The sequence below is a fragment of the Azospirillum humicireducens genome, assembly GCF_001639105.2.
GTDB lineage: Bacteria > Pseudomonadota > Alphaproteobacteria > Azospirillales > Azospirillaceae > Azospirillum > Azospirillum humicireducens.
This window is the reverse complement of sequence record NZ_CP015285.1, coordinates 2482995-2509994: the sequence shown is the minus strand read 5'-3', so window position 1 is coordinate 2509994 and position 27000 is coordinate 2482995. Positions and strand designations below refer to the sequence as shown.

The following is a 27000-nucleotide window of genomic DNA, read 5'->3' as shown; positions in this document are numbered from 1 at the left end:
GGCGTTCCATGAACTGGCTCACCAACTACGTCCGCCCCAAGATCCGCGCGCTCTACGCCCGCAAGGAAGTGCCCGACAACCTCTGGCACAAATGCCCGAGCTGCGAGTCGATGCTGTTCCACCGCGAGCTGGAAGAGAACCTGCACGTCTGCCAGCATTGCGGCTTCCACATGCGGCTCGACCCGGTCAAGCGGCTGGAGTCGATGTTCGACGACGGCGCCTATGAGGCCGTCGAGCTGCCCAAGTCGGTCGCCGATCCGCTGAAGTTCCGCGATCAGAAGCGCTACACCGACCGCCTGAAGGAAGCCCAGACCAAGACCGGCCGCACCGACGCCATCGTGGTGGGCGAGGGCCGCATCGGCGGCCATGCCGCCGTGGTCGCCGCCTTCGACTTCGGCTTCATGGGCGGGTCGATGGGCATCGCCGTCGGCGAAGGGCTGCTGACCGCCGCCCGTCTGGCGGTGGCGAAGAACGCGCCGCTGATCGTCGTGCCGGCATCGGGCGGGGCCCGCATGCAGGAAGGCATCCTGTCGCTGATGCAGATGCCGCGGACCACCATCGCGGTGGAGATGGTCAAGGAAGCCGGCCTGCCCTACATCGTGGTGCTGACCGATCCGACCACCGGCGGCGTCACCGCCAGCTTCGCCATGCTGGGCGACATCCACATCGCCGAGAAGGGTGCGCAGATCGGCTTCGCCGGCGCCCGCGTGATCGAGAGCACGATCCGCGAGACCCTGCCGGAAGGCTTCCAGCGCTCGGAATACCTGCTGGAACACGGCATGGTCGACATGGTGGTCCACCGCCGTGACCTGCGCCCGACCCTGGTCCGCACCATCGGCCTGCTGATGACCCCGCGCATCGACGCGGTGGCGGAGGACCTCGACCTGACCGCCGCGAAGGCGGCCGACGGCGAACCGGCCCAGATGCCCCAGCCGACCGCACAGGCCAACTCCGCCCAGCCGGCCGCTCCGGTCCAGGCCGGCGACGACTGACCGGCACCCCCCGCCCACCCGACCAGAGACGATCATGACCGACGCCTCCCTTCCGCTGGCCAATCCGCCCGCCCGGCCGGCCGCGACCCGTTCCGACCCGGTGCTGGACCGGTTGAAGGGGCTTCATCCCAAGGTCATCGACCTGTCGTTGGACCGGGTGCACCGTCTGCTGGCGGCGTTGGACCATCCGGAGCGGAAGCTGCCGCCGGTGGTCCATGTCGCCGGCACCAACGGCAAGGGGTCGACGGTCGCCTTCCTGCGGGCGATGCTGGAGGCGGCCGGTTACCGCGTCCATGTCTACACCTCTCCACACCTCGTCCGCTTCCACGAGCGCATCCGGCTGGGCGGAGATCAGGGTGGGCGGCTGATCGACGACGACCATCTGGCCGCCCTGCTGGAGGAATGCGAGGTCGCCAACGCCGGCAACCCGATCACCTTCTTCGAGGTGACGACGGTCGCGGCCTTCCTTGCCTTCTCCCGCGTGCCGGCCGACGTGGTCCTGCTGGAGACCGGGCTGGGCGGGCGGCTGGACGCCACCAATGTGGTGGACAGGCCGGCGGTGACGGCGATCACCCGCATCTCCTACGACCACCGCCAGTTCCTGGGCGATTCGCTGCTGGAGATCGGCAGCGAGAAGGCCGGCATCTTCAAGCCGGGCGTCCCGGTGGTGCTGGCTCCGCAGCCGGAGGCCGATGCGCTCAGGGCGTTGAACCTGCGCGCCAACGCCATCGCCGCTCCGATCCAGAGCTGGTCGGTGCAGGAGCGTGTGGATGGTTTCCGCTTCGAAAGCGCCAGGCGGCAGCTCGACCTGCCCATGCCGGGACTGGCCGGCGTCCATCAGATCACCAATGCCGGCGTTGCCATCGCCTGTCTGGACCATCTGCCGCTGGCCGTGGACGATGAGGCTGTGCGCAAGGGCCTCGCCACCGTCGAATGGCCGGCCCGGCTGCAGCGCCTGACCCGCGGCCCGCTGGCCGAAAGCCTGCCGCCCGGCTGGGAGCTTTGGCTGGATGGCGGCCACAACGATTCGGCGGGCGAGGTGCTGGCCCGGCAGGCGGTCGACTGGTCGCGCGGCCAGCCCGGCCGGACGGAGGGCTCTCCTGCCCTGCCGCTGTTCGTGATCTACGGCATGCTGTCCAGCAAGGACCCGTTCGAGTTCCTGGGGCCGCTGGCGCCCTTCACCCATTCCCTGCGCGCGGTGGCGATCCCCGGCGAGGAAGCCAGCTTCACCGCGGAGGAATCCTGCGAGACCGCCAAGCTTTGCGGTATCCGCGACCATGCGGCGGCCGATGGTGTCGATGCGGCCCTGGCCGATCTCGTGGCCAATCGCCCGGGTCCGGCGCGTGTGCTGATCTGCGGCTCGCTCTATCTGGCCGGAACGGTGCTGGCGGAGAACGGCTGAGATCCGTCATCGTCGGGAGACTGTTTTCTTCAGCCACCGGACGGGTGGATCTCCCATGGGACAAACGGGGTCGACAACTGCCATAGGTGCTGCCGTGCTTTTCGGCGTCAGCACACCGCTGGCAAAGCTGCTGGTCCATGACCTGTCGCCCTGGATGCTGGCGGGCCTGCTGTATCTCGGCTCCGGGATCGGCCTGGGGCTGGTCAGGCTGCTCGGTGGGCTGACGGCATCGTCGAGGCGGGGCGAACGGAGCATCCGCGGCACCGAGTGGCTCTGGCTGCTTGGCGCCGTCTTTGCCGGTGGTGTCGCCGGGCCGGTGCTGCTGATGTTCGGCCTGACGGCAACGCCGGCATCGACCGCCTCGCTGCTGCTCACTCTGGAAGGGGTGCTTACCGCTCTCCTGGCGTGGTTCGTCTTCCAGGAAGGCTTCGACCGGCGGCTCGTTGCCGGGATGGTCGCCATCGTGGCGGGAGCGGTGGTGCTGTCCTGGAGTGGACCGCTGGACATTGGAAGCGGCTGGGCCGGTGGATGGGGACCGGTCGTGGTCGCTGCCGCCTGCCTGATGTGGGCGGTGGACAACAACCTGACCCGCAAGGTCTCGCTGGCAGATCCTGTGGACATCGCCGCGATCAAGGGGGTGGTTGCCGGCAGCGTCAATGTCGGCATCGCCACGGCCCTTGGCGACGGCTTGCCCGCCGTGCCGACCGTGGCGGCGGCCATGCTGGTCGGGCTGCTGGGCTACGGCGTCAGCCTCGTGCTGTTCGTGATCGCCCTGCGGCATATCGGCACCGCCAGGACCGGGGCCTATTTCTCCACGGCCCCGTTCGTCGGAGGCATCGTCTCCCTGGTGATCTTTGGGGAGCCGTTGACGGCTGGGCTCGTCACCGCAGCGGTCCTGATGGGGATCGGCGTCTGGCTGCACCTGACCGAGGACCACGACCATGAGCATGACCACAACGAGATCGAGCACGATCACCCGCACGTTCACGACGAGCATCACCAGCACGGTCACGACGGCCCGGTGACCGAACCGCACACCCACAAGCATCGTCACGGCCGACTGCGGCACCGGCACGCCCACTTCCCCGATGCCCACCACGGTCATACGCATTGAGGCGTGGGCCAAACCGACAGCAGGAGTCCCTATGGGAAGCGTTGCCGACAAGATCGCCCGGAAGGTGGCGACCCAGATCCGGTCGAACGTCGTCGATCTGTCCGCGTTTCGGGCGAGCCGGGAGCGTGCCGTTGAGGCTGGCCTCGACGGCAGCCGTTTCAACGACCTCGTCGAGCAGGGCTACGATCCTGCCTTCGCCTTCTACGCCCAGGGGCTGACGCTGGTGTCGATGTTCGCCGAGGCGATCTCCGCCATGCCCGAGGCGAAGGGCTACGCCAAGGCGGTGGCGAAGGCGGAGGACGAGTATGTGCCGGAAGGCCCGCCGATCAGCCCGCTGACGGCGAGCCACTTCAACATGTGGGCCTTCTTCGACCTCCAGTTCTGGTCCAGCCGGGAGACCATGGGGACCTGCATCCTGCGGGTGGCGGAGTCCACCGGCATGCCGGCCTGGATCGCCGACATCGTCCGGCCGATGCAGGAGTCCCGCATGGGCTTCTATGTCCACATGGGCATGGACGGCCCGCTGGTGCTGCTGAAGGACATCGTGACCGGCCGAGTCCTGCGGTGCCACTCGGCATCGGAGTATCTCGGGGAGCCCGGCCAACTCTGGTACACCCGCCTGCTGCCGCCGCCGCTCCCCGACATCGGCCATCATGTGGTGGTCACCACGCCCTATGTGGTGCTGGACGGGACGGAGCAGCGGTTTCTGGACTACATCGGCCGCGAGGTCGCCCGGATGTCCGCAGCCGGCGGCCGGAAGGCCGTGGACGCCGAAGCCCTGCTGAAGTTCGGCCCGACCGCCAACCACTGGAACGAGTACATCTTCCTCGCCTACGTCAACCACCAGCCCGACGCCATCTTCCTGGCCGGAGTCCCCGACATCCGGGAAAGTCTGCCGCAGGCGTGACGCGGCGGGCCGCCGCACCGACAGGAGGACAACACCATGGCCGACGCCACCACCCACATCGTCCGGGCCGCACTTCGGCCCAAGCTCTACCGGGACATCGAGATCCCGAGCGACCGCTCCCTCTACGACCTCGCCGAGGCCATCGTCCGGGCCTACGCCTTCGACCTCGACCACGCCTTCGGGTTTTTCCCCAAGCTCACCGGGCACATCTACGACGCCAAGCCCCGGTACGAACTCTTCGCAGACATGGGGGAGGGCGGCGATTCCCTGAGCGTCAGGAAGACGACGGTGGTCCAGGCGTTCCCGAAGGTCGGGACGGCGATGATTTTCCTGTTCGACTACGGGGACGAGTGGCGGTTCCGGGTCGAGGTCCTGGCCCTCGGCGAGCGGGAGCCACGCAAACGCTACCCCAGGGTGGTCGCGTCGGTCGGCAAGGCCCCGCCCCAGTACCCGGACCCCGACGAGGATTTCGACGAGGAGGACTGAGCCGGCCACCCTGCTGCGGCCCCGCCCCCGGTCAACGCCGTTGCCTGCCGCACCCGGTCTGATGGAGTGCCGTCGTTTTGCACATCTTTGAAGAGATGTTGGGCTCGCGATGGCCGTTCTGACCCTGGACCGGCTTGAATCCCATCTGTGGAAGGCCGCCGACATTCTCAGGGGTTCCATCGATGCAGCGGATTATACCGCCTCTCCTATGAAATGACCTTCTGGAGCCAAGGCGGAAAGCAGAGGGATTTGATGCGGCCGGTTTCGGCGACGAGCGCGTTCCAGGCGTCGCAGCAAGCGTCGATGATGGCGTCCTGATCGGGAAAGACCCGCAGCGACATCAGCTTTTCGCGGAGGAAGAGCCAGATCCGCTCGACCGGGTTGCACTCGGGCGAATAGGGCGGCAAGGGCACGAGGATGAGATTGGCGGGCACGACCAGGCTCTTGCTGGCGTGCCAACCGGCGCCGTCGAGGATCATGACGGCGTGGTCGTCCGGGGCCAGGGTGGCGGCGAAGTCGGCGAGGAAGCGGTTCATGGCGACGGTGGACACCGTCGGCAGGACGAGGGCAAAGCCTTCCCCCGTCTTGGGTTCGACGGCGGCATAGAGGTAAGTCCAGTCGAACCTCTGGTCGCATAGGCCGGGGGGACGCTGGCCCTTCAGCCACCAGCGATGGCACAGCCGCCCCTTCTGCCCGAACCGCGCCTCATCTTGGAAGAACACGCGCAGGCGCTTGCCCGGGTGCGCCTCGGCGGCCGCCGTCAGGGCGCGGCGAAGCCCCCTTTTTTGAAGCGCTCCTGCGCTTTGCTCTCGGTTTTCGGGTGAACGGGCCGGGCCTTCTGGCGCGAGAGGCCCAGCCGCCGCAACGTCCGGCCGACACTGTGCGGATGAAAGGTTTTGCCGAACTTGGCGGCGATCCACACCGCCAGGGCCTCGCAGGTCCAGGTGCAGACCCCATCCACGGCGGGGGCCGGTCCTTTGAAGACCGCGGCCGCCAAGGCCGCCTGCTCCGCGTCGCTCAGCCACTCCGCCCGGTGCCCCTTGGGCCGGTCGAACAGGCCCGCAACCCCTTCCACGTTGTAGCGCCGCACCGCGTCCCGCAGCGCCTGCCGCTCCATCCCAGCCAAGCGTGCGGCCTCCGCACGGTCCAGCCCATCCAAGGCGTTGGCGATGGCATACGCCCGCGCCGCCGCCCGACCGTTGCCGCACCGCCGTGCCCAGAGCCGCAGGTCCGCCGCCGTCATCCCGTCCGCGATCTTCAGGCTTGCCGACATGGTCACCCCCACTCCCGGTGGAGCTTCAGTGAAGCATGCTCGCTATAATTTGGGAATCCCCTGCGGCACGAGAGTCAGTTCAAGCGTGAGCCGGTATGATACATCGTGTGAAATACACCCTCCCGGAACAGTGCTTGTGGCCATGTATGGTGGATTCCAAAAGATAGGTAGGACAGGGGTATTGCAGAGGAATGCCGCTACAAATCGGGCTGTCTCTGCAATTTTGGCTGACCGCCAACGAGTAAATCCTGCATTCCTTAACTACTGTCTCGTCCGTAGCCAGCCGGCTTGGAAGAAAATTGCTGCAAGTAGTCGGAAAGATCCAAATATCACAAAGCAAGACATCCTCGAATTCCAGATCCCTCTGCCGCCGCTCTCCGAGCAACGCCGCATCGCCGAAATCCTGTCCAGCGTGGACGAAGCCGTTGCTTCGACGCAGGCGGTCATCGAGCAGACCCGCACGGTCCAGCAGAGCGTGCTGAAGCGTTTGCTGAGCAAGGGGATTGGGCATAGTCGCTTCAAGCAGACCGAGTTTGGCGCGATTCCCGAGCCATGGAAGGTTGTGCCTCTCAGAACGGTGGCTCACATCCAGACCGGAGTCGCCAAAGGTAAAAAGGACATCCACGACCCGGTCGAACTCCCCTACCTGAGGGTCGCAAATGTCCAGGATGGTCACATCGACCTCATTGAGTTGAAGACCATCACGGTTTCGGCATCACAGGTCGAGCGGTACAGCCTCCGCCCCGGAGACGTGCTGATGACCGAAGGCGGGGATTTCGACAAGCTTGGCCGGGGCGATGGCTGGAAAGGCTAAGTGCCTGTGTGCCTGCACCAGAACCATGTCTTTGCGGTTCGCCCAAATCCGAACCTTCTCGTGTCGGAGTTCCTGGCAGCTTTGACCGCATCGGCCCATGGGAAGGGCTACTTCCTGGGTTGTGCGAAGCGGACCACGAATCTTGCTTCGATCAACTCTACGCAGGTCAAGGATTTCCCGGTCCTGTTACCGGGGAAGGAAGAGCAGGAAAGGATTGTCCAACAGGTCGCCGCATACCCCCTCGCGGAGCGGTCGGCTTCGGACGCATTGGCCCATGGAAAAAACCAAAGCGGCCCTCCTGTCCGACCTCCTGACCGGCCGGAAGCGGGGTTCCCGCCGACGCCCTGTCCGCCGTGTGACGCACCGGGGCCGCCGCGTACAATTCCAGAGGTTGCTCCCGGAACGCCAAGACCTTTAAGATGGTTGACCATCAATTCTCCACCGCTCTGACGGGAGCATCGATGGCGGACAATGATCCGGGCGCGAAGAAGACGCCATCCGGATCGCATTCATTGGGGATGGGATTTTGAGCCAAGCGGATAGCGATTTCAGCGACTTCATCGTGTTCGTGGACGAGAGCGGCGATCACAACCTGACCTCGATCAACCCCGAGTTTCCCTTGTTCGCCCTGGCCTTCTGCATTTTGCGCAAGACGGACTACGCGACCCAGGTCGCCCCGGCGCTCGATGTCCTGAAATTCAACACTTTCGGCCACGACCTGACCGTGCTGCACAGCCGCGACATTCGCAAGCAGCAGGGGGATTTCGCCGTGCTGCGCGATGCCGCACGGCGCAACGCCTTCCTGGACGGCATGTCGGCGATCATCGCCGAATCGCCCTTCACCCTGTGCGTCACGGCGATCGACAAGGTCAAGCTGAAGGAACGCTACAGGACCCCGCACAATCCCTATCACCTGTCCCTGGAATTCTGCCTGGAGCGAACCTATCAGTTCCTGATCGACCGGAGACAGCAGGGGCGGCGCACCCACATCATCGCCGAATCGCGCGGCAAGGCGGAAGACAAGGACCTGGAATTGCAATTCCGGCGCATCCTCGACAAGAAGGAGGCCTGGAATCATCATTTCGAGTTGCGCTTCGCATCGAAAGCCTGCAATTCCGTCGGCCTGCAACTGGCCGATCTGGCGGCGCATCCGGTCGCCCGCCATGTGCTGGCCCCCGACCAGCCCAACCGCGCCTTCGACATCGTGGAAAAGAAACTGATGACCGATGGACTGACCGGCATGGCGCGCGCCAGCCGTCCGGCCTCCCGCGTCAAGGGCTATGAGGGGATCGGCCTGAAGATCTTTCCCTAAGCCGGGCCGAAGCCCGAAAAGCGAAAAGGCCCTGGATCACTCCAGAGCCTCGACGCCGTTCGAGAAAGCCCGAACCATTTGAACGATACATAGTGTGATGCGGGTGACGCCGTCAAGACGTATCGTAACATGTTACGCTGCGCATCGGGATGGGACGGCATCCCGCCGGGGGAACATATGGCGCCGACTGGCATGGAATGGTACCTCGCCGAACGACCACCGAACTCCGCAAGGTCGTCTATGAACGGTTTGGCCAGAACGCCCACCAGTACGGCAAATTCTCCGACCGGTTGCGGGAGTTGCTGGAGAAGCTGGAGTGTGCCCAGCTTTCCTGGGCCGACACGCTGAAAATGGCGGAGGACCTCGCCAAGGACCTGGAGGTCAAGGCGACTGCCCATGAGGAGGCGGGGATGTCGCAGAGGGCTTACGGCATCCTCCAGGTCCTGCTGGCCTTCGACGCCGGGGCCGGGGAGAAGGGCGGAGCGGAGGGGCTGGCGGAGCGGATCGCCGCCCTCTGCGAGGATGATGCGACCGCCCCGCGGCTGTGGCAGGAGAAGGAGGGGCTGCGGCGGTCGCTGCGGCAGCAGGTCCGCGGCTTGGCCCACGAATTCGGCCTGGAGAACCTCAAGGAGGTCTCCGAGCAGGTCGAGGAGTTCGCCCTCAAGCAGTTCGCCAAGGTCTGATCCCATGCCCATGCTGACGGTCGGCAGCGTCGAGATCCCCTATGTCCTGAGTCGCTCCGACGCGGCGACGCGGGCACGCATCACCGTCACCCAGGACAGCGTCGAGGTGGTCGTGCCCACCGCCGCCACCGAGGACGAGATTGCCGGCGTGCTCCACCGCCGCAGGGCATGGCTGTACGAGCAGACCCGCCACATGGCCGAGCGGATCGCCCGCTCCAACGCCGTTCGGCGGTTCGTCAGAGGGGCCAAGATCCCCTACCGGGGCTGGCTCATGCGGCTGCGGGTCGAGCCCTGCGACGACACGCTGGTGAGCGTCGCCTACCGCAACGGCTTCCTGGTCGGCGGCCCGCGGTCCGTGGCTCCCGCCTCCCACGACGACTTGATCGAATCGGCGTTGCAGCTGTGGCTGAGGAGGCGGCTCCGCCAGGATGTCGCCGACCTCGTCCGTCGGCACGGCGAGCCGAATGGGCTGAAGCCCAGAGATGTCCGGGTCAAGGACCAGAAGCATGTCTGGGGAAGTTGCGGGATCGACCGCGCCGTGAACCTGAACTGGCAGTTGGTCTTCGCCCCCCGGACGGTGCTGGAATACGCGGTGGTCCATGAACTCTGCCACCTGCGGCACCGCACCCACGACCGGGCCTTCTGGGCGCTGGTCGGAACCATCCTGCCGGACTGGGAGGCCAGGAAGGCATGGCTGGACCAGAACGAGCATTTCCTGACGCTGCGACGCGTGGAGCCGACCTGATGGCCATTCCCGATTTCCAGACCCTGATGCTCCCCGTGCTGAAGACCGCTGCCGGGGGTGGCGAGGTCCGCATCGGCGATGTGGTGGACCAGCTTGCCGACGTGTTCGCCCTATCCGACGAGGAGCGAGCCCAGCTTCTGCCATCGGGGCGGCAGACGACATTTGCCAACCGAGTCCATTGGGCGAAGAGTTACCTGACCAAAGCCGGGCTGGTGGACCTCACCCGGCGGGCACATTTCCGCATCACGCCGACCGGCCGGGACGTGCTGAACTCGCCACCGGAGCGGATCACCATCCGGTTCCTGGAGCAATTCCCGAGCTTCAAGGGCTTCCGCGATGGCGAGTCCGAGACGGCCGAGGCTGCCGACAGTGCCGAGGTCGTGCTGCCGGTCGCCGAGAGTCCCCTGACCCCCGATGAGGTGATGCGGCAGGCCCATCTGCGGATCGAGGCGTCGCTGGCGGAGGAAATCCTCCAGCGGGTGCGGTCCGGCACGCCGGCCTTCTTCGAGAAGACCGTGGTCCGCCTGCTGATCACCATGGGCTATGGCGGGTCGGTGACGGAACTGGACAAGGCTCTGGTCGGGAAGTCCGGCGACGACGGCGTGGACGGCGTCATCGACCAGGATCCGCTCGGGCTGGATCGGGTTTATGTCCAGGCCAAGCGGTATGCCGACGGCAACACCGTCGGGGCGGGAGCGATCCGCGACTTCTTCGGCAGCCTGAACCTGTTCAAGGCGACCAAGGGGCTGTTCGTCACCACCTCCGCCTTCACCACGTCGGCCAGGGAGACGGCAGACCGGTTGGGCACCCGCATCGTGCTGATCGACGGCATCCAACTGGCCAAGCTCATGATCCGGCACGAGGTCGGATGCAGGATCGAGGAGACCCTGCACATCAAGAGGGTGGACGAGGACTTCTTCGAATAGCAGCCGGGCCTACGTCGGGAACGGGGCGAGCATCAGGTGGCCAAAGTCCAGTTCCGGGTAGCCGACTTTGGAGATTGCCTCCAGAAGGGTGGATGCTCGGAAGCCGCATGCCCGAAAACAAGCCGATCAACGGCACCCAGAAGCGTCCCCGTCGGGGACGGGCGTCTCCGGGCTTGGCGTAGCCGTAGTCGTCGTCCTGGCAGCCGGTGTAGAGCGGGGCGGTGAAGATCGCTTGAAGCTGCTTCGGGGTGAGCGGCTGCCGCTTGTCCTTGCGGTTGGTGGTGTCCACGACGCCAAGCCCCTTCGCTGGATTCCGGTCGATGCCCCCCCTCGTTGACCGCCCAGGTCAGGAGGGCGGACAGCTTGGTCATGTATCCGTTCACCGTCGCCGGACTGAGGCCGGATGCCTTGCCGGCGTCGTGGGTCTTCTGGGCGATCTCGCGGGCGGTCAGGTTCGGGTACCGCTTGGTCGAGTTCGGTGGCAGCCACCGGAGGGTGTCCATGACCTCCCGTCCGGCCCAGAACCGCCTGGAGGTCGGCCGGAACCCGCGTCCGGAACTGCCACACGGCTCCCCGGATCCACAGCCCTGTGGGACGCCGCCTGGGCGACAGGGATGTGCGACACCCCGGACGGGCTGAAACGGCGGATTTTGAAGGGGATGGAGGCGATTCGGCCGACGCCGTGTGCGACAGGGCGGTGTCACACCGCGGGGAATTCCGCCGCTTCCGGGCGAATTCCTGTGTCACATCAATGTCTTGGGGGTGATTGGTGGAGCCGAGGAGGATCGAACTCCCGACCTACGCATTGCGAACGCGTCGCTCTCCCAGCTGAGCTACGGCCCCACACTCACACCGCGGCGTCTTCGTTGCCCCGGCGTGGCGCGGATATTGTCCATGACGGGGGGTGCTGTCAAGCGCTTGATTCAGAAAAAATGAAGCGTGTGCGTGACGGCCTGGGACCGGCTTGGATGCCGACGCCGTTCCCGTCTATGTGCCGCATGCCACCCGGCCTATCGGAGGGCCGCCGTACTGGACAGGTCTCGCCGCTTATGCTTAGGGTGCCCGGAAAAGGCTGGCGCCCGTTTCGCAGTGCGTTGCGCGCGGCCATCCCAAAGAACCGCCATGGAGCTGGCCCGGCATGATCGCGCTGTATATGCTCATCAACACCATTCTGGACCTGTTCTTCTGGGTCCTCATCCTGTCGGCGATCCTCAGCTGGCTGGTGGCCTTCAATGTGGTGAACACGCGCAACCGCGCGGTCTATCTGATCGGCGATTTCCTGTATCGCATCACCGAACCGGTGCTGCGTCCGATCCGCCGAGTCCTGCCCAACATGGGCGGGCTGGACCTGTCGCCGATCGTGGTTCTGCTGGCGATCTCCTTCATCCAGAACCTGATGGCCCAGTACTGGCCGCGCTTCTGATGGCGGATTCCTCGCCGATGGACGCGGTGGCCGACGGCTTGCGGGTGGCGCTGAGGGTGACGCCCAAGGCATCGCGCAACGCGGTGACCGGCACGGCCGAAACGGCTGGTGGAGGACGTGTGCTGAAACTGTCGGTCACGGCGGTGCCGGAAAACGGCAAAGCCAACGAGGCCGTCATAAAACTGTTGTCGAAGGCGTGGAAACTGCCCAAGACCAGCCTGACCGTGGTGGCCGGCGCCACCGACCGGAACAAGATACTGCATGTGGCCGGCGACCCGGCGGCTCTGCTGCCGCGGCTGTCGGCCTTGATCGACGATATGGGTACCGAGGGTGGAGAGTAGCATGGCGGACGCGAAGATCATCGACGGCAAGGCCTTTGCGGCCGGTCTGCGCGCTCGGGTGGCGGACGGTGTGGCGGCGCTGAAGGCCAGCCATGGCGTCACCCCCGGTCTGGCCGTCGTGCTGGTGGGCGAGGATCCGGCCAGCCAGGTCTATGTCCGTTCCAAGGAACGGGCCCTGGTCGAGTTGGGTATGAACAGCTTCGACCATCACGAGCCGGCCGACATGGCCGAATCCGACCTGCTGGCGCTGATCGACCGCCTGAACGCCGACCCGGCCGTGCACGGCATCCTGGTCCAGCTGCCGTTGCCCAAGCACATCGACACCCAGAAGGTGCTGGCCCGCATCGTCCCGGAAAAGGACGCCGACGGCTTCCACGTCGTCAATGCCGGCCTGCTCGCCACCGGCCAGCCGGGCGCCATCGTGCCCTGCACGCCGCTGGGCAGCCTGCTGCTGATCCGCGACACGCTGGGCCGCGACCTTAAGGGCAAGCGCGCCCTGGTGCTCGGCCGCTCCAACATCGTCGGCAAGCCGATGGCGCAGCTGCTGCTCCAGGCCGACTGCACGGTGACGATGGCCCATTCCCGCACGGCGGATCTGCCGGAGGAGTGCCGCCGCGCCGATATCCTGGTGGCGGCGGTCGGCCGGCCGGAGATGGTGCGCGGCGATTGGATCAAGGCCGGTGCCACCGTGATCGATGTCGGCATCAACCGCGTCGCGGCGGCGGAGCCGGGCAAGACCCGACTGGTCGGCGACGTCGCCTTCGACGAGGCGGTGAAGGTCGCCGGCGCCATCACGCCCGTCCCCGGCGGCGTCGGCCCGATGACCATCGCCTGCCTGATGCTGAACACGCTTGCCGCCGCCTGCCGCGCCGCCGGCGCACCGGTTCCGGCGGAAGCCGGCGTTGGGGCCGCCCTTTGATCACCGTCCATGCCCGTGCCGAAGATGGGCGGGTGGTGCGCCAGCCGCTCGAACTCGGCGAAGACTTGCCGGTCGGTGCGGTGTGGATCGATCTCCTGCGCCCGACGGAAGCGGAGCGCGCCCATGTCGGCGCGCTGACCGGCTGCGACCTGCCGACGCGCGAGGAAATGAAGGAGATCGAAGCCTCCAGCCAGCTCTATGTGGAAGGGGAGGGGATCTACATGACCTCTCCCATCATCTCGCGCGCCACCTCGCCCCATCCGGAGCAGGGCGAGCTGACCTTCGTGCTGACCCCGCGCCACCTGATCACTCTGCGCTACACCGAACCGCTGCCTGTCATCACCTTCGCCGCCCGCTGTGTCCGCCAGCCGGAGCTGCTGGCGACGGGGGAGAGCGCCCTGTTCGGGCTGCTGGACGCGGTGATCGACCGGGTCGCCGACGTGCTGGAACTGGTCGGCGGCCGCATCGACGAACTGTCGGCCCGCGTCTTCGACGATTCGCTGGACGGCGGCGGCTTCGGCAAGGCGGCCAAGAAGCCGGACGAACTGCAGGACGTGCTGCGCGGCATCGGCCGGGCCGGCGACCTGACCCACAAGGTGCGCGACAGCCTGGCCGGCCTCGACCGGCTGGTGGTGTTCATGACCTCGGTCAGCGGCGGGCGGCTGAACAAGGAACAGAAGACCGCGCTGAAGACGATGACGCGCGACTTGCGGTCCCTGACGGAGCATGCCGGCTTCCTGGCTCACGAGGCGAACTTCCTGCTCGATGCCACGCTCGGTCTGATCAACATCGAGCAGAACGCCATCATCAAGATCTTCTCGGTCGTCTCGGTGGCGCTGATGCCACCGACTCTGATCGCGTCCGCCTATGGCATGAATTTCAAGCACATGCCGGAACTGGAGTGGAGTTTCGGCTATCCCATGGCCATTCTGCTGATGGTGCTGTCGGCGGTGGTTCCGCTCTGGTACTTCCGCCGGCGCGGCTGGCTTTAGAAGGATACTCCGCCGATGACGACCATCCTGTCCGACGCCGCCCTCGACGCGCTTCTGGCACAGGATGTTCCCTACGGCGACTTGACCACCGACTCGCTCGGGATCGCTGCCCGTCCGGCGCGGATGAGTTTCGCCGCCCGCGGCGCCATGGTGCTGGCGGGGACGGAGGAAGCAGCGCGGCTGGTGGAAAAGGCCGGTGGCAGCATCCTGCGCGTCGAGGCCAGCGGAACAGCCATGGGCGCCGGAGCGGTCTTCTTGGAGGTGGACGGCCCGGCCGGATCGCTGCACAGGGCCTGGAAGGTGGCGCAGACCCTGGTTGAGTATGCCTCCGGCATCGCCACCCGCGCCCGGCGCATCGTCGAGGCCGCTCCCGGTGTGACCGTCGCCTGCACCCGCAAGAACTTTCCAGGATCCAAGGATCTCAGCGTCAAGGCCGTGCAGGCGGGCGGAGCGGTGATGCACCGGCTGGGCCTGTCGGAAACACTGCTGGTGTTCCCCGAGCACCGTGCCTTCCTGGCCGAACCGCCGGAAACTTGGATCGCCGGATTGCGCCGCAAGGCTCCGGAAAAGAAAATCGTGGTGGAGGTCGGAACGGTGGAGGAGGCGGTGGCCTTTGCGCAGGCCGGCGCCGACGTGATCCAGCTGGAAAAGCTGCCGCCCGATGCCGCCCGCGCAGTGATCGAGGCGACGCGCGGCTTGACGCCGCCACCGGCGGTCGCCCCGGCCGGCGGCGTGACCGAGGCAAATGCCGCCGCCTATGCCGCAGCCGGCTGCCGCCTGCTGATCACCTCGGCTCCCTTCTTCGGCCAGCCCGCCGACGTGAAGGTGGTGCTGGGTCCGTTATAGGAGCCCTTACGCCGCCAAGCCGCCACCCAGCTCGATGCGAACCTCCACCACGCCCGGCTCGTCCAGGTTCTCCTTGCGGACAAAACCGAGGGCGCGGCACATGTTCAGCATGTTGGTGTTCTCGCGCAGAACCTCGCCATAGACCTCCTTGATGCCGCGCGAGCGGGCGTAATCGAGGATCTTGTTCATCAGGATAAAACCCAGCCCCTGGCCCTTCATGTCGGACCGCACCATCACCGCATATTCGGCGCGTCGGTTGTCGGGGTCGGCGGTGATGCGCACCACGCCATACATGATGGTGTCGCCGGTCTGCGGGTCGGGACCGACGGCGATCAGCCCCATCTCGCGATCGTAGTCGATCTGGGTCAGGCGCGCCGCCGCCTGGTGCGACAGCCGCTTCAGCGGGGCGAAGAAGCGCAGGCGCAGATCCTCGGCCGTCTGGTTCTCCACCAGATGATGCACCAGCGGCTCGTCCTCCGGCAGGATCGGGCGGACCAGGAACTGGCGGCCGTCCTTGATGGTGATGCGGTCCTCCAGCGCCTTCGGATAGGGGCGGATCGCCAGCCGCGCCGCGCCCGGCAGGGCCGGCACGCCGACCTTGATGCGGGCGTCCAGCGCCATGACGCCGTTGGCGTCGGCCAGCAGCGGGTTGATGTCCATCTCCGCGATCTCGGGAAAATCGACCACCAGCTGGCTGACCTTGTTGAGCGTCAGCGCCACCGCATCCAGATCGACCGCGGCGCGGGAGCGGAAGCCCTGCAACTGGCGATGAATGCGGGTACGGCTCATCTGCTCGGACGCCAGCTTCATGTTCAGCGGCGGCAGGGCCAGCGCATAATCCTCCACCACCTCCACGCCGATGCCGCCCTCGCCGAACAGCAGGACCGGACCGAACATCTCGTTCTCGGTCATGCCGACGATCAGTTCGTAGGCATCGGGGCTGACGGCCATCTCCTGCACGGTGAAGCCTTCGATCTTCGCCTCGGGCGCCAGTTCGGCGACGCGGGCCAACATGGCTTCGGCTTCGGCCTTCACGTCCTCCGGGCTGGTCAGGCCCAGCGCCACGCCGCCGACGTCGGACTTGTGCGTGATGTCGTGCGACAGGATCTTCAGCGCGATCGGCCCGCCGATGACGCGGGCGGCGGCGGCGGCCTCCTCCGGCGTCTGGGCGACGCGGGTGTCGACCACCGGGATGCCGTAGGCGGCCAGCACGCGCTTGGCCTCATACTCGCTCAGCCACTCGCGCTTCTCGGCCATGGCGCGGGAGATCACCTTCTTCACGGTGATCTCGTCGGGCTGGAAATCCTCGGCCACCGACGGCGGGGTCTCCATCAGCAGTTGCTGGCTGCGGCGGTAACGCACCAGATGCATGAAGGCGCGCACCGCGTCCGACGGGCCGTTGTAGGTCGGGATCCGGGCATCGGCGAACAGCTTGCGCGCCTCCACCGCCGACTGGTCGCCGATCCAGCTGGTCAGCACCGGATGGCGGCGGGCCTTGTTGGCCTGCACCGTCTCCGCCACCGCCTGGGCGATGGCCTCGCTGTCGGTCAGGGCGGACGGGCAGTGCAGGACCAGGACCGCGTCGTTGCCGGTGTCCTGCATCAGCGCGTTCAGCGCCTCGGCATAGCGCTTGGGCGTGGCGTCGGCGCCGATGCGCAGCGGGTTGCGGAAGGGGGCGCCGCCCGGCTGCGGCCCCAGCGCCTTGGCCAGAGCCTCCTGCGTCTCATGCGCCAGGGCGGCGAGCCGGCCGCCGGCCTGGATCAGCTTGTCGGTGGCCATCACGCCCATGCCGCCGCCGTTGGTCAGGATCGCCAGCCGGTCGCCGGTGATCGGCACCCCGGTTCCCAGCGTGCCGGCGGCGTCGAACAGCTCGGCCAGATCGTTCACCCGCAGCACGCCGGCCCGGCGGAACACCGCGTCATAGACGGCGTCCGACACCGCGAGCGCCCCGGTGTGGCTGGCCGCGGCCTCCTGCGCCTCGTCGGAACGGCCGGCCTTGATGACGATCACCGGCTTCTGGCGCGAGGCGGATCGGGCGGCCGACATGAATTTGCGGGCGTGCGTGATGCTCTCGATATAGAGCAGGATGGCGCGCACCGTGACGTCGGAGGCGAGATAGTCCAGCAGGTCGCCGAAATCCACGTCGCCGCGGTCGCCCAGCGACACCAGATGCGAGAAGCCGATCCCGCGCGACGTCGCCCAATCGGCGATGGAGGTCAGCACCATCGAGCTTTGCGCCACCAGCGCGACATCGCCCTTGCGGGGGGCCACCGGCGCGAAGCTGGCATTCATGCCGCGGCCCGGCACCATGGCGCCCAGGCTGTTCGGACCCAGCACCCGCATCAGATAGGGCTTGGCCGCGTCCAGCATCGCCTGGGTCTGGTCGGCGGACATGCCGTTGGTCATGACGATGGCGGCCTTGGTCCCGCGCTTGCCCAGCGCGTCGATGGTCGCCGCCACCGTGTCGGGCGCCGTGCAGATGACGCCCAGGTCCGGGGTGATCGGCAGGCTGTCCACCGTCTTGTAGGTCAGCACCCCTTCCACCGCGCGCTCGGTCGGGTTGACCGGCATCACCGGCCCGTCGAAGCCGGCCTGGAACAGGTTGCGGGCCACCACCGCCCCCACCGTGCCCGGCTTGCGGCTGGCGCCGATCAGGGCGATGGAGGCGGGCTTGAACAGCTTGTCGAGGTTGCGAACGGTCATGACCGGATCCGGGGCTGGGATAAGGCGCCGGCCCCCAGTCTGCCACGGGATGCCGACGATTTTGATGACGAACAGCGTGGGCCCGGACTTTCATCCCCGCCATTTGCTGCGACGCAACATTAGGGGTTGGTATGACCATTGGGCAAGAGGCGTTTCGTCGCGCCGATCCCGGCCGGACGGTGTCGGTTCCGCTTATCGGGAGGTCCGGCGCCAGGCGTCCGCCGCCACCGCCAGCGACAGCAGCCCCCACAGCACCAGATACTCCACCCCGCCCTTGGCCCAGTACCAGTTGACGCCCTTGGTGGCGAAGATGGCATAGGCGGCCACCACCATGCAGCCGGCGGACAGCAGGGCGGTCCAGCGGGTGAAGAAGCCGCCGACGAGCGTCACGAAGGCCAGGGATTCGCACAGGATGGCGAGGCCGAGGAACAGCGGCGCCGGCTCCAGCCCGGCCTTGGCGAAGAAGCCCAGCGAGGCGTCGATGCCGCTCAGCTTCTGGTAGACATGCGGAGCATAGAACAGGCCCAGCAGAATGCGCACCCCGTTCATCGCCAGCGCGGGCGAGAAGCGGTCGGGCAGAACCGCCGGGCCGATGAGGGCGGCGAGCGGCGATGCGCCATCGGTGGCGTGGGAAGCCGTATTGTTTGCGATTCCAGTGGACATGATCGATCAATCCTTAAAATTATAGTTAATTTTGCCTGTTTGGCTGGAAAACCGCTGATGGGACTGCTGGCAGGCAGGCAGGGGGAGCGGAGAGTGTCCGCGATACACCCGGCCATTATTTGAGTTCTTTTATTTCCATCATTGATCCAGCACAATTCACCGTGAAACGGGTTTGGGGAGGACTGCATGAAGGTCGGAATCGTCGGGGCGGGGTTCGTCGGCAGCACCGCCGCCTTCGCCATGGTGACCACCGGCGCGGCGAGCGAGGTCGTGCTGGTCGACATGAACGAGGCGCTGGCCCAGGCCCAGGCCCAGGACATCGCCCATGCCGTGCCCTTCACCCATGCCGTCACCGTCCGCGCCGGCGCTTACGCCGCGCTGGAGGGGGCGGGGGTGGTCGTGCTGTCGGCCGGCGTCGCCCAGAAGCCGGGCGAAACCCGGCTGGAGCTGCTGGAGCGCAACGCCAAGGTGTTCGGGGCCATCATTCCGGAGGTGCTGAAGGCGGCCCCCGACGCTGTGCTGCTGGTCGCCAGCAATCCGGTCGACGTGATGACGCAGATCGCCACGCGGATCAGCGGCCTGCCGCGCAACCGGGTGATCGGATCGGGCACGGTGCTGGACACCGCGCGCTTCCGCGCCCTGTTGGCCGAGCAGCTGGCAGTGACCCCGCGTTCCGTCCATGCCCATGTCGTCGGCGAGCATGGCGACTCGGAAGTTCTGCTGTGGTCGAGCGCCACTGTCGCCGGCTTGCCTGTCGAGCAGGCGGCCGACCAGCTTCGCCGCAGCCTGACGGCGGAGGACCGCGCCGCCATCGACGAGGGGGTGCGCCGCGCCGCCTATCGTATCATCAACGGCAAGGGCCACACCGCCTTCGGCATCGCCGGCGGGCTGGCCCGGCTGGTATCGGCCATCGGCGCCGACGAACGGATGGTGGCGACCTGCGCCATGCTGACCGACGATGTCTGCGGGGTGCCGCAGGTGGTGCTGTCGCTGCCGCGCGTCATCGGCGCCGGCGGCGTGCTCGACACCGTGCTGCCGAACCTGTCGGCGGAGGAGGCGGCGGCCCTGCGCCGCAGCGCCGAAATCCTGAAGGAGGCCGCCGACGGGGTGGAGCGCCGGATGGGCTGGACCAGTTGATGCTACGTCACGACCTCAGTTAGGCCTGCCACCAACCCGTCGAAGACGGCACGGCAGCGGGGGGTGGAGCGCAGATCCTCGTGCATGGCGACCCATACCCCCATCGGCAACTCGAAGCGGTCGGCCAGCAGGCGGACCAGATCGGGGTTCCGCCGCGCCAGAGGGACTTGGCAGATGCCGATGCCGAACCTGGCCTCGATCGCCGCCAGCTGCGCCAGATGGCTGTCGGTGCGCAGAGCGAAGCGGGGCAGGGTGAGGCCCGGCACGCGCCGCATCATTGCGCGGATGTCCGGCGTCTCGCGGTCGAAGCCGATCAGGTCGTGGCCGTCAAGCTCCTCCAGGCTGCGTGGGGTGCCGCGGCGCTCCAGGTAGCGGCGGTGGGCGTGCAGACCCAGAGCGATGCTGCCGACCCGCCGCACCAATAGCGCCTGCTGGTCCGGCTCCACCATGCGCACGGCGACGTCTGCATCGCGTTGCAGCAGATTGTCGATACCGTTGGACAGCACCAGCTCCACCTCCAGCGTCGGGTGGATTTCCCGCAGGCCGGCCAGGATCGACGGCAGGATCCGGGCACCCACCACCTCGCTGGCGGTGACGCGCACCGTGCCCCGCACCTCCGCTCCCCAGCCCGAAGCCGTGCGCCATAGGCTGGCCGCCGCCGCGTCCAATGCTTCCGCCTGCGGGCGCAAGGCCAGGGCTGCATCGGTCGGATCAAGTCCGCGCGGCGAGCGCACGAACAGCGAGCCGCCGACCGCCTCCTCCAGCGCAGCGACATGGCGGGCGAGGGTGGGTTGCGTCAACCCCAGGGCGCGCGCCGCGGCAGACAGAGACCCTTCACGGATCACTGCAAGGAAACTGCGGTAGAGGTCCCAGCTGGGTGGTGGTGGATTCATCGATTTCAGTATAGCAACCCGCCACAGTTCGACAATTCCGTTCATCCGTTCCCCGGTCCATCCTTCCGACATCACGAAGCGAAAAGCGATGGAGGCAGTGATGGAGGGGCAGGCGACCGGTACGGCAAGGACCGCCCTGGTTCTGGGTGCGACCGGCGGGTTCGGCGGCGAGATGGCGCGGGCGCTGGCGGCGCGCGGCTGGACGGTGCGCGGCCTGCGCCGAAAGCCGGCGGAAGAGTGGCGGCAGGACCGCCTCGACTGGATCGTCGGCGATGCGATGAACGCAACCGACGTGGCAGCCGCGGCCGAGGGCGCAGCGCTGATCGTCCACGCGGTGAATCCGCCGGGCTACCGGCATTGGGACCGGTTGGTTCTACCCATGCTGGACAACAGCATTGCCGCGGCCTGCGTCAACCGTGCCCGCATCCTGCTGCCCGGCACCGTCTACAACTACGGCCCCGACGTCTTCCCGCTGATCCCGGAGACGGCGGCGCAGAACACGCTTACCCGCAAGGGTGCCATCCGGGTGGAGATGGAGCGTCGCCTGCATCGCGCGGTGGAGCAGGGGGCGAGATTGCTGATTCTGCGTTGCGGCGACTTCTTCGGTCCGCAGGCGGGCAACAGCTGGTTCAGCCAGGGATTGCTGACGCCCGGCAAGCCGCCGACCCGGATCAACCAGCCGGGCCGGCCGGGGATCGGCCATCAATGGGCCTATCTGCCCGACGCGGCTGAAACCGCGATGCGCCTGCTCGACCGTGAGGCGGAGTTGGGCGACGACGCGATGTTCCATATGGATGGACACTGGGATGCCGATGGAGGCCGGATGGTCGCGGCCATCGCCCGCGCGCTGGACCAGCCAGACCTGCCGGTGCGGCGGATGCCCTGGTGGATGCTGCGGCTGGCGGGTCTGGCGCTGCCGCTGTTCCGCGAACTCAGCGAGATGCGCTATCTGTGGCAGGAACCGGTGCGGCTCGACAACCGCCGCCTGCTGGCCTTCCTGGGCGACGAACCGCACACACCGCTGGACCTTGCGGTGCGTCGGACGCTTGCCGGATTGGGGCATCTCCCCGCGCAGCCGGCGGGATTGCCGGAGGCGGGGAAATGCATACCCGACCGCGTTGCCTCAAGCCGCCTGGGCTGAGGCAACGCGGTTCGAACGCTGCCTCAGACCACCGGACCCGGAGTGCCCTTGTTGGCTTCCAGGGCGCGGGCCAGGCCTTCCTCGATCTTCTTGGCGGCCTCTTCGGCGTTGCCCCAGCCGCGGACCTTCACCCACTTGTTCTTCTCGAGATCCTTGTAGTGCTCGAAGAAGTGGGCGATCTGCTCGATCACGATGGACGGCAGGTCGGTGTAGTTCTTCACGTCGGTGTAGAAGGGATGCAGCTTGTCGACCGGAACGGCCAGCAGCTTCTCGTCCTCGCCGGCCTCGTCCTCCATGTAGAGGACGCCGATGGGACGCGAGCGCAGGACCGCACCCGGAACGACGCCGTGCTGGCCGACGACGCAGACGTCCACCGGATCGCCGTCACCCGACAGGGTGTGCGGGATGAAGCCGTAGTTGCAGGGATAGAACATCGCGGTGTGCAGGAAACGGTCGACGAACACCGCGCCCGATTCCTTGTCGACTTCGTACTTCACCGGCTGGCCGCCAATCGGAATCTCGATGACGACGTTCACGTCCCAGGGGGCATTCTTACCCGCGGCGAGCTTGCTCAGATCCATGTATCGCGTTCCTTCGACTGGCGTATTCAGGGCACGTTCTTGTTTCGGCGCCGATGCCCGGTCCGGCGCCACGCGGGGCCGGAGTTTAGGCGGAACGCCGATCAAGGCCAAGGAACTTGCGCGGGCTCTTGCGCAGGTGCGGCAAAGGGGCAACCCTGCCGGGCATGGCCCGTCCGATCCTCCTTCTGCTCATCCTTCTGGCTCTGCCGGCGCTCCGTCCGGCATGTGCGGAGGTCCTCGAACACGGCATGCCGATACACGGCATCGCCATGCATGCCAGTGTGACGCATGGCATAGCCATGCATGTCAATGTAACGCATGGCATAGCCATGCATGGCGATCTGGCATTGCCGCCGGACTTCGCCGCCTTTCCCTACGTCGACCCGGCGGCACCGAAGGGCGGGACCATCCGGCAGGCGGTGACCGGCAGCTTCGACAGCCTCCACCCGCACATCGTCAAGGGCGTGCCGGCTCTGGGGCTGGGCTATGTGTTCGAGACCCTGCTGGCGCGGTCGTGGGACGAGCCCTTCTCGCTCTACGGCCTGTTGGCCGACCGGGTTGAGGTGGCCGGCGACCGCTCCGCCATCACCTTCCACATCAATGGAAAGGCGCGCTGGCATGACGGCACGCCGGTAACCGCCGCCGACGTGCTGTTCTCCCTGGAGATGCAGCGGCGGTACGGCACGCCCAACCGCCGCCTGTTCTACGCCAAGGTCGCGAGTGCCGAGGCGCCCGACCCGCGGACCGTCCGCTTCGCCTTCGCGTCCAACCCGGATGGGACCATCGACCGCGAGATGCCGCTGCTGATGGGGCTGATGCCGATCCATTCGAAGGCCTTCTGGGACGGCCGCGATTTCAACCGCACGACGCTGGAGCCGATCCAGGGCAGCGGACCCTACCGCATCGCCGCGGTCGATCCTGGAAGGCGCATCGTCTACGAGCGGGTGCGCGACTATTGGGGCCGCGATCTGCCCACCCGTGTCGGGCAATTCAACGCCGACCGGCTGGAGTTCGACTATTACCGCGACGATTCCGTGGCGCTGGAGGCGTTCAAGGCAGGGCAGGGCGACATCCGGTACGAGAGCGATCCGGCCAAATGGGCCACCGGTTACGACGGCCCCGCCCTGCGCGAGGGCCGTTTCTTGCGGGAAGAACTGCCGAACCGGCGGCCGGAGCTGGCGCGCGGCCTGATCTTCAACACACGCCGGCCGATCTTCGCCGATGTGCGGGTGCGCCGGGCGCTGGGCATGGCGACCGACTTCGACTGGATCGGGCGCAGCCTGTTCCACGGGCTGCTGACCCGCACCGCCAGCTATTACCCCAACTCCGATCTCGCCGCCCGCCGCCTCCCGGAGGGTGAGGAGTTGCGGGCGCTGGAGCCTTTCCGCGACCGGCTGCCGCCGGACCTGTTCATCCGCCCCTTCACCCTGCCGGATGGCGGGACCGGCAGCGGCCCGGCGGGCCTGCGCGCCAACCGGCGCGAGGCGTTGCGGCTGCTTGAGCAGGCTGGCTGGCGGGTGCATGACGGCCGGCTGACCGATGCGGCGGGGAATCGCTTCGCCTTCGAAATAATCCTCTCCGATCCATCGGAGGAGCGGGTGGCGCTGGAATTCGCCCGCTCGCTGGAGCCGCTGGGGATCGAAGCGCGCGTCCGGACGGTGGACAGTGCCCAGTTCCAGGGCCGTTTGGATAGTTTCGATTTCGATATGACCCTGCGCTGGTGGGCCTCCAGCCTGTCTCCCGGAAATGAGCAGCTTTATTACTACGGGTCCGACGCGGCCGGGCAGGAGGGCAGCCGCAATCTGGCCGGCATCCGTGACCCGGTGGTCGACGCGCTTGCCCGCTCCATCGCCGTGGCCACCACGCGGGAGGAACTGGTCGGACGGGTGCGCGCGCTGGACCGGGTGCTGCTGTGGGGGCACTACATGGTTCCGCTGTTCCACAGCCCGGTGGACCGGATCGCCCGCAGATCAACCCTGCATCGTCCGGCAACCACTCCGCTGTACGGACCGATGGTGGAAAGCTGGTGGGTCGCGCCCTAACCCCTTGCCGACCGCTCGGACGTCCAACGATGGCCCTGGGGGCAATCTCCGGCGGGCGGATGATCGGGATGGTCCCTGACTGACGTCCGGTAATGGATCGTTGCTATCGTTGCCCCTGTTTGCATTCGTCGCGTCGCCCAGGGGACACAGGATGAATATCCGCACGAAAATATTGTGCGCAAATGTTCTGATCGCGGCTTTTCCGATCTGCATGGCCGTCGTCCTTGCATGGAATGCCGTGGGCGATCTCCAGCAGCGCCACCGGACGGAAAGCTCGCTCTCGGCATTCGAGGCGACGCTGCAGGTCGGCCCGCTGCTGGCCAGCGAACGGGGGCGCTGGGCGGTCGCCTTCGACAGCGAGAAGCCGCTGGACGCTGCGGCGGCCCAGCCGCTGGAGGCTGCCATAGCGGCCAGCGATGCGGCGCTGGCCAAGGCCGGTGAGCGGATCGAGGCCGCCGGCCTGTCCGCAGCTCCCATTGCGACCGCATCCAACCAGCTGAAGGCGGCGCGGACGGCCGCCCGGCAGGCGGCGGAGCAGGCCAAACCGGCCCGGCCGGCGACCATCGCCGCGGCCACGGTCGATGCCATCGCCGCAGCCAACCAGAATGTCGGCAAGGCCATCGACGAGACCTACCGCTCCACCATCGTCAACGGTCCCGACCTGTTCGGACACGTCAATCTGGCGCGTCTGGCCCAGGATATGCGCGACATCGGCGGCACCCGCTCCGCCTCCGTCGGGCTGTTCGTCGCCGGCATGCCCTTCGGGCCGGAGCGGCTGCAGGCGGCGACCGAGATGACCGGCAGGATCGCCGGGCTGTGGCAGATGATGCAGCAGGCGGTGCTCAATCTCGGCAACCCGCCGGAGCTGACCAGGGCGCTGGAGCATGTGCGCACCACCATGATGACGGAGGGCGAAAAGCGCTTCCAGAGCGTGATCGACGCCGCCCGCAAGGGCGCGCCGCCGCCCCTGCCGCTTTCCGAATGGCGCCCCTGGGTGACGCCGATGCTGAACAACATCCTGACGATGCGCGACGCCGCCCTGGCTGTGGCGCATGAGACGAACCGGGAGAGCGTAAGCCAGGCCTGGACCCAACTGATCCTCGCCGCGGTGGTCCTGGCCGCGGTCTGCATCACCTTCGGCATCGTGCTGATCGTGCTGTCGGCCCAGGTCACGCGGCGTCTGGGCTCCCTCACCTCCACCGTTGTCCGGCTGGCCGACGGCGATCTCGGCGTCGACATCGCCTATTCCAAGCTGTCGGACGAGATCGGCGCAATGGCGCGGGCGATCCAGGTGCTGAAGGAAAGCGCCATCGAACGCGTGCGCCTGGAATCCGAACAGGAAGCCCAGCGCGCCGCCCGCGAGACGCGCACCGCCGCCGTCGAACGGATGGTCCAGGGATTCGACCGGGCGGTGTCGGCCATCCTGACCGGCGTATCCGGTGCTTCCACCCAGTTGAGCAAGACCGCAGAATCCATGGCGGCGCTGGCGGAGGAGACCAGCCGTCAGGCTTCCGCCTCCACCTCGGCTGCGGAGCAGACCTCGGTGAATGTGCAGACCGTGGCCTCTGCGACGGAGGAGATGACCGCCTCGATCCGCGAGATCGGCGAGCAGGTCTCCCGCTCCAACGGCGTCGCCGCCCAGGCGGTGCGCGAGGCGCAGGAGACCACCGGTTCCGTCCGCAATCTGGCCGAGGAGGTCGCGCGCATCGGCGAGGTGGTCAAGCTGATCCAGGACATCGCCAGCCAGACCAACCTTCTGGCGCTGAACGCGACCATCGAGGCGGCGCGGGCGGGGGAGGCCGGCAAGGGCTTCGCCGTGGTGGCGAGCGAGGTGAAGCAGCTGGCCAACCAGACCGCCAAGGCGACAGAGGACATCTCCGCCCAGATCACCAGCGTGCAGAGCGCCACGCGCGGCACGGTGAACGCCATCGAGGGGATCGGCGGCACCATCGGCGCGATGAACGAGATCGCCGCCACCATCGCCGCCGCCATCGAGGAGCAGAGCGCCACCACGTCCGAGATCTCGCGCAACGTCCAGCAGGCGGCCCAGGGCACCGGCGAGGTCAGCGGCAACATCGCGCAGGTGCACGAGGCCGCCGCCCAGACCGGCCGGGCGGCGTCGCAGGTGCTCGACGCCTCAACCGGTCTGTCGCGTCAGGCGGATGACCTGCGCCGCGAGGTGGAGACCTTCCTGGCCGGCATCCGCGCCGCCTGACCGTCGCCGGCCCGTCTCCCAAGGCGGGAGAGGGGCCTTTCCCACGCGCGGCCCTACCGGTCGTGCAGCGGGGCCATCTGGTCCAGGCGGTGGGCGAACTCGATGTCGGCCGGGGTCACGGCGTCGACGCTGCGGGTGTAGAGGATCACCTCCACCCGGCCGAGGTCGTTGAACCATTCGGGGTGATGGCCGGTCTTCTCGGCCAGCAGGGCGACCTGGTTCATGAACCCCCAGGCGGCCGGAAAATCGGCGAAATGGAAGGTCTTGCGGATGGCGTCGCGTTCCAGCACCTCCGACCAGCCGTGCAGTTCCTTCAGTGCCGTCTGGCGATGCGCGCCGACCAAACGATCGGACATGATGACCTCCCTTTCTTCCGTCGCTCTTTTGCCGCCCGCAGCTTCTTGGCGAACGGGCGGCGGTCCGCTACCTTCTGCGGCATGATACGGAAAC

At 67.2% G+C, this 27000-nt stretch carries 27 protein-coding genes and 1 tRNA gene; 19 read left to right on the top strand and 9 right to left on the bottom strand.

Features of this window, described 5'->3' with window-relative positions; all coding sequences use genetic code 11:
• Positions 1–8 precede the first annotated feature (8 nt).
• From accD to A6A40_RS11755, 5 genes are all read left to right on the top strand, one after another.
• On the top strand, positions 9–992 hold the full coding sequence (gene accD, locus A6A40_RS11775; RefSeq protein ID WP_063635561.1) for an acetyl-CoA carboxylase, carboxyltransferase subunit beta: 984 nt from the start codon (positions 9–11) through the stop codon (positions 990–992).
• Positions 993–1026: 34 nt separating this feature from the next.
• Positions 1027–2394: a bifunctional folylpolyglutamate synthase/dihydrofolate synthase gene (locus A6A40_RS11770; protein WP_063635560.1), complete on the top strand. Its 1368-nt coding sequence runs from the start codon at positions 1027–1029 to the stop codon at positions 2392–2394.
• Between the two features lie 94 nt (positions 2395–2488).
• Positions 2489–3508 (top strand): DMT family transporter, encoded by a 1020-nt coding sequence (locus tag A6A40_RS11765; protein ID WP_418208599.1) that lies wholly within the window; start codon positions 2489–2491, stop codon positions 3506–3508.
• A gap of 31 nt (positions 3509–3539) precedes the next feature.
• Positions 3540–4415 (top strand): hypothetical protein, encoded by an 876-nt coding sequence (locus A6A40_RS11760; RefSeq protein ID WP_063635558.1) that lies wholly within the window; start codon positions 3540–3542, stop codon positions 4413–4415.
• Positions 4416–4451: 36 nt separating this feature from the next.
• A complete protein-coding gene (locus tag A6A40_RS11755) occupies positions 4452–4901 on the top strand; it encodes an IS1096 element passenger TnpR family protein (RefSeq protein WP_063635557.1) in 450 nt (149 codons plus the stop codon).
• A gap of 206 nt (positions 4902–5107) precedes the next feature.
• On the opposite strand, the gene A6A40_RS11745 is transcribed toward A6A40_RS11755, so the two are convergent.
• The gene (locus A6A40_RS11745) at positions 5108–5623 is read right to left on the bottom strand and encodes an IS630 family transposase (protein ID WP_082860793.1); all 516 of its coding nucleotides are present in this window, start codon (positions 5621–5623) and stop codon (positions 5108–5110) included.
• A gap of 38 nt (positions 5624–5661) precedes the next feature.
• Positions 5662–6174: a winged helix-turn-helix domain-containing protein gene (locus tag A6A40_RS11740; protein ID WP_063635556.1), complete on the bottom strand. Its 513-nt coding sequence runs from the start codon at positions 6172–6174 to the stop codon at positions 5662–5664.
• On the opposite strand from A6A40_RS11740, the gene A6A40_RS31090 reads away from it, so the two are divergent.
• From A6A40_RS31090 to A6A40_RS11715, 5 genes are all read left to right on the top strand, one after another.
• A complete protein-coding gene (locus tag A6A40_RS31090; protein WP_082860877.1) occupies positions 6071–6988 on the top strand; it encodes a restriction endonuclease subunit S in 918 nt (305 codons plus the stop codon). The two genes, A6A40_RS11740 and A6A40_RS31090, sit on opposite strands and share 104 nt — an antisense overlap.
• A gap of 526 nt (positions 6989–7514) precedes the next feature.
• A complete protein-coding gene (locus A6A40_RS11730) occupies positions 7515–8300 on the top strand; it encodes a DUF3800 domain-containing protein (protein ID WP_063635554.1) in 786 nt (261 codons plus the stop codon).
• Positions 8301–8497: 197 nt separating this feature from the next.
• On the top strand, positions 8498–8983 hold the full coding sequence (locus A6A40_RS11725) for a type I restriction enzyme endonuclease domain-containing protein (RefSeq protein ID WP_063635553.1): 486 nt from the start codon (positions 8498–8500) through the stop codon (positions 8981–8983).
• Positions 8984–8987: 4 nt separating this feature from the next.
• Positions 8988–9728 carry a M48 family metallopeptidase gene (locus A6A40_RS11720; protein WP_063635552.1) on the top strand — a complete coding sequence of 247 codons (741 nt, stop codon included), beginning with the start codon at positions 8988–8990 and terminating at the stop codon, positions 9726–9728.
• Positions 9728–10654: a restriction endonuclease gene (locus tag A6A40_RS11715; RefSeq protein WP_063635551.1), complete on the top strand. Its 927-nt coding sequence runs from the start codon at positions 9728–9730 to the stop codon at positions 10652–10654. Before A6A40_RS11720 ends, A6A40_RS11715 begins: the two co-directional genes overlap by 1 nt.
• A gap of 126 nt (positions 10655–10780) precedes the next feature.
• Here the strand turns inward: A6A40_RS11715 and A6A40_RS32395 are convergent, their stop codons facing one another.
• Both A6A40_RS32395 and A6A40_RS11710 read right to left on the bottom strand, forming a co-directional pair.
• The gene (locus tag A6A40_RS32395; RefSeq protein ID WP_418208598.1) at positions 10781–11221 is read right to left on the bottom strand and encodes a hypothetical protein; all 441 of its coding nucleotides are present in this window, start codon (positions 11219–11221) and stop codon (positions 10781–10783) included.
• A gap of 200 nt (positions 11222–11421) precedes the next feature.
• Positions 11422–11497 (bottom strand) — tRNA-Ala (locus A6A40_RS11710).
• 295 nt (positions 11498–11792) lie between these two features.
• On the opposite strand from A6A40_RS11710, the gene A6A40_RS11705 reads away from it, so the two are divergent.
• The 5 genes from A6A40_RS11705 to modD are packed head-to-tail and all read left to right on the top strand — an operon-like array spanning position 11793 to position 15175.
• Positions 11793–12077 (top strand): YggT family protein, encoded by a 285-nt coding sequence (locus A6A40_RS11705; RefSeq protein WP_014249072.1) that lies wholly within the window; start codon positions 11793–11795, stop codon positions 12075–12077.
• Complete coding sequence (locus A6A40_RS11700) at positions 12077–12418, top strand: DUF167 domain-containing protein (RefSeq protein WP_063635550.1); 342 nt, start codon at positions 12077–12079, stop codon at positions 12416–12418. Before A6A40_RS11705 ends, A6A40_RS11700 begins: the two co-directional genes overlap by 1 nt.
• A 1-nt stretch (position 12419) precedes the next feature.
• Positions 12420–13337 carry a bifunctional methylenetetrahydrofolate dehydrogenase/methenyltetrahydrofolate cyclohydrolase FolD gene (folD, locus tag A6A40_RS11695; protein WP_063635549.1) on the top strand — a complete coding sequence of 306 codons (918 nt, stop codon included), beginning with the start codon at positions 12420–12422 and terminating at the stop codon, positions 13335–13337.
• Positions 13334–14329: a magnesium transporter CorA family protein gene (locus tag A6A40_RS11690; RefSeq protein ID WP_063635548.1), complete on the top strand. Its 996-nt coding sequence runs from the start codon at positions 13334–13336 to the stop codon at positions 14327–14329. Before folD ends, A6A40_RS11690 begins: the two co-directional genes overlap by 4 nt.
• A gap of 15 nt (positions 14330–14344) precedes the next feature.
• Positions 14345–15175, top strand: coding sequence for a ModD protein (modD, locus tag A6A40_RS11685; RefSeq protein ID WP_063635547.1), 831 nt, complete (start codon positions 14345–14347; stop codon positions 15173–15175).
• 6 nt (positions 15176–15181) lie between these two features.
• On the opposite strand, the gene A6A40_RS11680 is transcribed toward modD, so the two are convergent.
• Together A6A40_RS11680 and A6A40_RS11675 are read right to left on the bottom strand one after the other, a co-directional pair.
• Complete coding sequence (locus A6A40_RS11680) at positions 15182–17878, bottom strand: bifunctional acetate--CoA ligase family protein/GNAT family N-acetyltransferase (RefSeq protein ID WP_063635546.1); 2697 nt, start codon at positions 17876–17878, stop codon at positions 15182–15184.
• A 192-nt stretch (positions 17879–18070) separates the two neighbouring features.
• Positions 18071–18541, bottom strand: coding sequence for a DoxX family protein (locus A6A40_RS11675; protein ID WP_082860792.1), 471 nt, complete (start codon positions 18539–18541; stop codon positions 18071–18073).
• Between the two features lie 186 nt (positions 18542–18727).
• Between A6A40_RS11675 and A6A40_RS11670 the strand changes: the two genes are divergently transcribed.
• The gene (locus tag A6A40_RS11670) at positions 18728–19678 is read left to right on the top strand and encodes an L-lactate dehydrogenase (RefSeq protein ID WP_063635545.1); all 951 of its coding nucleotides are present in this window, start codon (positions 18728–18730) and stop codon (positions 19676–19678) included.
• 2 nt (positions 19679–19680) lie between these two features.
• Here A6A40_RS11670 and A6A40_RS11665 read toward each other — a convergent pair whose 3' ends face one another.
• Positions 19681–20616 carry a LysR family transcriptional regulator gene (locus A6A40_RS11665; protein ID WP_236783651.1) on the bottom strand — a complete coding sequence of 312 codons (936 nt, stop codon included), beginning with the start codon at positions 20614–20616 and terminating at the stop codon, positions 19681–19683.
• A gap of 43 nt (positions 20617–20659) precedes the next feature.
• On the opposite strand from A6A40_RS11665, the gene A6A40_RS11660 reads away from it, so the two are divergent.
• On the top strand, positions 20660–21712 hold the full coding sequence (locus A6A40_RS11660; protein ID WP_236783650.1) for an NAD(P)H-binding protein: 1053 nt from the start codon (positions 20660–20662) through the stop codon (positions 21710–21712).
• Between the two features lie 23 nt (positions 21713–21735).
• Here A6A40_RS11660 and ppa read toward each other — a convergent pair whose 3' ends face one another.
• Positions 21736–22293, bottom strand: coding sequence for an inorganic diphosphatase (gene ppa / locus A6A40_RS11655; protein WP_063635544.1), 558 nt, complete (start codon positions 22291–22293; stop codon positions 21736–21738).
• A gap of 329 nt (positions 22294–22622) precedes the next feature.
• On the opposite strand from ppa, the gene A6A40_RS11650 reads away from it, so the two are divergent.
• Positions 22623–24335, top strand: a complete 1713-nt coding sequence (locus tag A6A40_RS11650; protein WP_236783649.1) for an extracellular solute-binding protein — start codon at positions 22623–22625, stop codon at positions 24333–24335.
• A gap of 238 nt (positions 24336–24573) precedes the next feature.
• Entirely contained in the window at positions 24574–26550 is a 1977-nt protein-coding gene (locus tag A6A40_RS11645) for a methyl-accepting chemotaxis protein (RefSeq protein ID WP_236783648.1), read from the top strand.
• A 53-nt stretch (positions 26551–26603) separates the two neighbouring features.
• Here the strand turns inward: A6A40_RS11645 and A6A40_RS11640 are convergent, their stop codons facing one another.
• Positions 26604–26906: a 4a-hydroxytetrahydrobiopterin dehydratase gene (locus tag A6A40_RS11640; RefSeq protein WP_063635541.1), complete on the bottom strand. Its 303-nt coding sequence runs from the start codon at positions 26904–26906 to the stop codon at positions 26604–26606.
• Between the last annotated feature and the right edge of the window lie 94 nt (positions 26907–27000).

Coding starts and splice junctions, on each gene's coding strand:
- A6A40_RS11680 (WP_063635546.1), bottom strand. CDS start 17,878: ATGACCGTTCGCAACCTCGACAAGCTGTTCAAGCCCGCCTCCATCGCC.
- folD (WP_063635549.1), top strand. CDS start 12,420: ATGGCGGACGCGAAGATCATCGACGGCAAGGCCTTTGCGGCCGGTCTG.
- A6A40_RS11755 (WP_063635557.1), top strand. CDS start 4,452: ATGGCCGACGCCACCACCCACATCGTCCGGGCCGCACTTCGGCCCAAG.
- A6A40_RS31090 (WP_082860877.1), top strand. CDS start 6,071: ATGGCATACGCCCGCGCCGCCGCCCGACCGTTGCCGCACCGCCGTGCC.
- A6A40_RS11705 (WP_014249072.1), top strand. CDS start 11,793: ATGATCGCGCTGTATATGCTCATCAACACCATTCTGGACCTGTTCTTC.
- A6A40_RS11760 (WP_063635558.1), top strand. CDS start 3,540: ATGGGAAGCGTTGCCGACAAGATCGCCCGGAAGGTGGCGACCCAGATC.
- A6A40_RS11650 (WP_236783649.1), top strand. CDS start 22,623: ATGCATGGCGATCTGGCATTGCCGCCGGACTTCGCCGCCTTTCCCTAC.
- accD (WP_063635561.1), top strand. CDS start 9: ATGAACTGGCTCACCAACTACGTCCGCCCCAAGATCCGCGCGCTCTAC.
- A6A40_RS11770 (WP_063635560.1), top strand. CDS start 1,027: ATGACCGACGCCTCCCTTCCGCTGGCCAATCCGCCCGCCCGGCCGGCC.
- ppa (WP_063635544.1), bottom strand. CDS start 22,293: ATGGATCTGAGCAAGCTCGCCGCGGGTAAGAATGCCCCCTGGGACGTG.
- A6A40_RS11640 (WP_063635541.1), bottom strand. CDS start 26,906: ATGTCCGATCGTTTGGTCGGCGCGCATCGCCAGACGGCACTGAAGGAA.
- A6A40_RS11715 (WP_063635551.1), top strand. CDS start 9,728: ATGGCCATTCCCGATTTCCAGACCCTGATGCTCCCCGTGCTGAAGACC.
- A6A40_RS11725 (WP_063635553.1), top strand. CDS start 8,498: ATGGTACCTCGCCGAACGACCACCGAACTCCGCAAGGTCGTCTATGAA.
- A6A40_RS11660 (WP_236783650.1), top strand. CDS start 20,660: ATGGAGGCAGTGATGGAGGGGCAGGCGACCGGTACGGCAAGGACCGCC.
- A6A40_RS11670 (WP_063635545.1), top strand. CDS start 18,728: ATGAAGGTCGGAATCGTCGGGGCGGGGTTCGTCGGCAGCACCGCCGCC.
- modD (WP_063635547.1), top strand. CDS start 14,345: ATGACGACCATCCTGTCCGACGCCGCCCTCGACGCGCTTCTGGCACAG.
- A6A40_RS11740 (WP_063635556.1), bottom strand. CDS start 6,174: ATGTCGGCAAGCCTGAAGATCGCGGACGGGATGACGGCGGCGGACCTG.
- A6A40_RS11665 (WP_236783651.1), bottom strand. CDS start 20,616: ATGAACGGAATTGTCGAACTGTGGCGGGTTGCTATACTGAAATCGATG.
- A6A40_RS11700 (WP_063635550.1), top strand. CDS start 12,077: ATGGCGGATTCCTCGCCGATGGACGCGGTGGCCGACGGCTTGCGGGTG.
- A6A40_RS11720 (WP_063635552.1), top strand. CDS start 8,988: ATGCCCATGCTGACGGTCGGCAGCGTCGAGATCCCCTATGTCCTGAGT.
- A6A40_RS11675 (WP_082860792.1), bottom strand. CDS start 18,541: ATGTCCACTGGAATCGCAAACAATACGGCTTCCCACGCCACCGATGGC.